Origin of the sequence: Bradyrhizobium sp. UBA2491 (genome assembly GCF_002341725.1) — a bacterium.
Classification (GTDB): Bacteria; Pseudomonadota; Alphaproteobacteria; order Rhizobiales; family Xanthobacteraceae; genus Bradyrhizobium.
On record NZ_DDOP01000082.1, the window covers coordinates 1 to 4,750 of the forward strand.

The 4,750-nt window shown below is 63.1% G+C and carries 3 protein-coding genes and 1 tRNA gene; 1 reads left to right on the forward strand and 3 read right to left on the reverse strand.

The window, feature by feature from the left end; genetic code table 11:
* A partial coding sequence (locus B2W55_RS29075; protein WP_291532680.1) for a YciI family protein occupies window positions 1–361 on the reverse strand: 361 nt, incomplete at its 3' end.
* Between the two features lie 490 nt (window positions 362–851).
* Here B2W55_RS29075 and B2W55_RS29080 point away from each other — a divergent pair.
* Window positions 852–925, forward strand: a tRNA-Gly gene (locus B2W55_RS29080).
* A 193-nt stretch (window positions 926–1,118) separates the two neighbouring features.
* Here the strand turns inward: B2W55_RS29080 and B2W55_RS29085 are convergent.
* Together B2W55_RS29085 and B2W55_RS29090 are read right to left on the reverse strand one after the other, a co-directional pair.
* Window positions 1,119–3,968, reverse strand: a complete 2,850-nt coding sequence (locus B2W55_RS29085) for an ATP-binding protein (RefSeq protein ID WP_024582369.1) — start codon at window positions 3,966–3,968, stop codon at window positions 1,119–1,121.
* Between the two features lie 109 nt (window positions 3,969–4,077).
* Window positions 4,078–4,509 carry a hypothetical protein gene (locus B2W55_RS29090; protein WP_024582368.1) on the reverse strand — a complete coding sequence of 144 codons (432 nt, stop codon included), beginning with the start codon at window positions 4,507–4,509 and terminating at the stop codon, window positions 4,078–4,080.
* Window positions 4,510–4,750: the final 241 nt, after the last annotated feature.

Genomic DNA, 4,750 nt, shown 5'->3' on the forward strand with positions numbered 1-4,750 from the left:
GCGCGCGAGCTGCGCCGGGCCAATCCATCGGCGGTCTACGAAATCCGCGCGACCAAGCTGTACACGCCCGGCGCAGCTCGCGCGCGGCGGCGATCGCCTCGTCCTCGTCGGCGCAATCGATGACATAGAAGCCGAGCAACTGCTCCTTGGTCTCGGCGAACGGGCCATCGATCACCGTGCCGTGGCCAGGTCCGCGCAGGGTGCTGGCCTTGCGGGTGTCGCCGAGGCGCACCGCCGGACCGAGCCGGCCCTTGAGCTTTTCGTGGACCTCGAGCAGGCCGGCCATGACGGTGGCGTCCTCCTGAGCGGTCCAGGACTTGACCTCGTCTTCGACGTGATAGGCCAGGATGGCATAAAGCATCGATAGTGCTCCTCGATTGTGCTGTGGCAGATCCAAGGACGTCTGACGACAGCCCCAGCCGACATTTCATCTGTAGCGGATCGGACCGGTCTTGTGTCGCGGCAGGCTGGTGCACAACCGATTCCACCCGGCCGGTTGACCATGCTCCGAACGCCAAAAGGCGCGGCGGAATTGCTTCCGCCGCGCCCGAACTTTCGTTGTCTCGCTGGTCCAGGGCTGAGAGCGCCCCGATGCCAGGCTGATTGCTCAGGTCCTAGCGGGCGATCCCAGCGAGGTGACAGCGCTTGAGACAAGACACTAGATCACCTCCTTTCTTTGTTGATGGGACATCTAATATAGGGGGCGAATCCGTCACTGTTAAGGCCGCCATCCGGCCGGTTCGGGCACGGAACGAGGCCAATTGTACGGAAATTAGCTGTTTACCGGAGCACAAGGACGCACGCCGAAGCAGTTGAGACGGCCGTCCGACCGTGTTAGGTGATCCCGAGATGCGGGTGTAGCTCAATGGTAGAGCAGCAGCCTTCCAAGCTGAATACGAGGGTTCGATTCCCTTCACCCGCTCCAACCTCCAAATGTCGTGTGGTCTGGCGCCGCTCGTTTCAAGCGGCCTGTCGTCGTGACCGCCCGGCAGCGAATCGGCAGGTAGAGGTCGACATGCGCTCATCGACCGGCCGCACTTGTTTTCCGCCGGAACGACCACGGCCCGATCGAGCTCGTTCCCGGGAGGGACGAGCCAGGGAACAGCTTCCGTGTCGCGTCACTCGTTCAGGCCATCAAGGACGGCCCGTGCCCGCCTGAACAGGATGCTCGAGAAGCCTTCCGTCAATTTGCTCATGGTCCCGTGCAGCAAGGACGTTGCTTCCTTGCGTCGTCCATCGAGGTCGAGCAACTGCGCCAGCCGAGTTGCGGCACGCAGCTCATAGGCCAGCGCGCCTTGGCGCTGCGCCAATTCGATCGCATCGCGCAGATAGTCTTCAGCGGATCTGGGGTGCGGTCCGTCGGACGAAGCAAGCACATCGGCGTGGGTTCTCAAGGCCTCCGGCAACCACCAATACATCTCGCAGGCCCTGGTTCGTTCGAGGGATTCGGTCGAAGCCAGGATGGCCTCATCGCTGCGGCCGTCGGACGCAAGGAGCTCGGCGAGATGCCCTAGAAACGGGACGTAGAGGTTCTCGTAGCGAGCCTCGCTCAGCCACGACAATGCCCTGCGTAACAATCGCTCGCCACCCTCCATGTCGCCCGTGAGCGACAGCATTCTGCCTTCGAAGCCCACTCCCGAGTAGTAATAACTCTGCAAATCATTGTCGTGGGCCACTTCCTGCAAGCGCGCGATTGCGGTGGCAGCTTGCTCGAACTGCTCGAGGAACAGGAACAGAGACGCGCCGCACCACGACAACGCCTGACAGATCGATGTCGGATTTCCGCTTGCTTCCGCTTCGGAATGTGCCGCGATCGATGCCCTGACGGTGCGGTCCAGCAAGCCTTGATGACAGTAGGTCCGCGCGATGACGCATTGTGCGTAAACCGAGTGATTGAGCCCCCAGCGTCCGATCTGCGAGGCGTCGGTATGGGTCCGGAAGTATTCGTGCGCCCTGTGTGCGAATGTCAGCGCCTGCGCGTGATCGCCGTGGAGGAACAGCGAGGCGCTCTTCACGCTGTTGGTCATGGCGACGGCGAGCGGCTCCTCGACCGTCGCCGTCAGTGCTTCGACCGCTTCGGTCGCCGCCAGGGCGCTCTTCAGGTCGCCCCGCCGATGGAAGAAGACGACAAGCCCCATCTGCGCCCTCAGCTGCCATTCCCGGTCGTTGAGCGCTTTTGCAAGTACGACAGATCGATCCAGAGCTTCCCGCGCGAGCCCGGTCATGCCGGTGGTGAACATCACCGACAGGCCAAGCGCCGCCTTGAGGATCATCTCGTTACGACCGCCGAACTCCGCCGGCTCGAGGGCATCGATCGCCCTAGTCGTCCAACCCGTGCATTCCGTCAGCAGTCCATTTTCCAGCCATACCGGTACGGCGCAGGCGGTGAGGTCCACACCGGTCCGCGCGTGGGCAGGTGACGAGAAGGCCCAATTCAGGATGCCGCGCACATTGTCGAGCTCCTGAATCGCGGCCTGAAGCTCCTGAACGCGGCCGGGGCCAGCGGCGCATTTGCGCAGCGCGTCTGCAAGGCAGGACGCGAGGCGGGTGGCAAGTTCGTCCCGCTCCGACGTCTCGAGCAGCTTGGCGAGCGCGAAGGCGCGGGTGATCTCGAGCAGCCGAAATCTGGCGACGTCCGCCCCGATATCGACCGAAAGCAACGACTTGCAAACCAGGTCCGCCAGAATCGACGCCGTGTCGCCTTGCTCCGCCACGGGAACCACCGCGACCGCAGCGTCGAGCGTGAAACTTCCCGCGAAGATACCGAGACAGCGGAGAACATAGCGTTCCCGCTCGCTCAGCAGCTGATAGCTCCATTCGAGTGCGGCCGCGATGGTGCGGTGACGCGCTGGCGTGCCGCGATGGCTCTCCGAGAGCAGATGCATTCGATCGTCGATCCGGCTCGCCAGCCCCTTGACGCCGAACGTGTCGACACGCGCCGCGGCCATTTCAATCGCGAGCGGATTCCCGTCTAGTCTGCGGCAAATCTGTGCGGCGAGGTCCGCATTGGCATCGGTCAGTTCGAAATCATTGACGATGGCTGCCGCGCGCTCAACGAACAGCTGAACCGCAGGATAGCCAAGCACATCCTTTGGGCCAAGGCCGGTGGTTGCCGGAGGAACGTCGAGCGGTGGAAGACGGCAGACCTGCTCGCCCTCGATGCGAAGCGGCTCTCTCGTCGTCGTCAACACCCTGATTCCGGGGGCCGCGCGCAGCAGCTCGGTGATGGCTGCCGCCGCGCCATCGATGAGATGCTCGCAATTGTCGAAGACCAAGAGCATGTTCTTGTAGCGCAACGCCGCGGCCAGTCCCGACAGCACGTCGTTCGATCGAAATTCGGTCGGCAAGGCCGACGTCAACGCGCTGGGTATCAATGATGGGCTGGTGATCGATGCGAGGTCGACCAGCCAGACGCCGTGCTTGAATTGCGGCAGCAGCGACTCCGCCAGTCGAAGCGCGACCGAGGTCTTGCCCACGCCGGGCGGGCCGACGACGCTGACGAGGCGGCCTTCCGCCAGCTTGTGCTTCATCGCCTCGAGCACGTCGTTGCGTCCGACCAGCCGAACGATCTGTGCCGGAAGATTATGCGCCTGGCGTGCCGCCGGATCGTCTTCGGCCGGCTGCTCCTCGTCCAGAATGCGTATCGGCGCGACGAAGCGATAGCCGCGGCCCGGACTGTTGACGATGTACTGGTTGGCGGTCTCGTCCTCGCCCAGCGCGCGGCGCAGCGCGGCGACTTGAACCGTGAGGTTCGCATCGACGACATGCGTATCAGGCCAGGCGAGCTCGACGAGCTGGTTCTTTCCGACAAGCTCGCCGGCATGCTCAACGAGTGCGATCAATATCTCGATGGCCTTGCTGCCCAGGCGGACGACGCGGTCGCCCTCGAACAGCGTCCTCTTGGAGGCAGACAGGCGAAACGGCCCGAAAAGATAAGTACGCTCGGACTTGCTGGAGTATTCAGGCATCCGTCAGGCCGTCATTGGCTTCGCAAACTGCTCCATTACGCTGGGGGGCGTATGGTGTCCATCCCGCGCGGGTGATTGGTCCTTGACGGACCCTGAGCGTGAACCGGGATCAACGGGGGTGTTCCCGCTGCACCTGCACCGCCATCGCTTCCCGACGGGCCAGAACCGCGCTCATCGTGATACGTTCGGCCTCGATCGCGGCCAGCATCGCCAGCTCAACGGCAACAGTTGCTGTCTGTTCGATCTGATCGGCGCGGGCATGGAGCTGCGCGGTCTGACGCCTGCCGATCCACCTGGTCACTGTCTCGGGTGCGAACGCCGCGTCTCGCTCGAGGCTTTGCCGCATGATCTCCCGGAGCTCCACGGTGCGCTCCGAACGATCCTTCATCATGGCGCGCAGGGCGTCCAGCCGGGTGGTGAATTCGGGCTGGTTCGCGACCGGGCCACCGGTCAGCAAGCCGTTGATGCCGTTCAGGCAGACCTGAAGTTGAAGGAGGTGCAGACGCAAGTCATCGCCAAGCTGGTGCAGATTGCCGTTCATCGGAGCTCCGTCCGTTGATCGCGCGCAAGTCTTCAGCGGCATCTGGACGCAGCCAAATAAAACTTTCCAAAAAATTCCGCGCAATGGTCGCCTGGCAGGATCGATTTTTTGCAACGATTTATTCGGCGCGGGGAGGCGTCCGCAATAAGAATTCCGCAACAGCGTCCGTGACGGGACACGCGGAGAGCGGCCGATGCCCACGATTACGACCAAGGATCAAGTCGAGATCTTCTACAAGGAT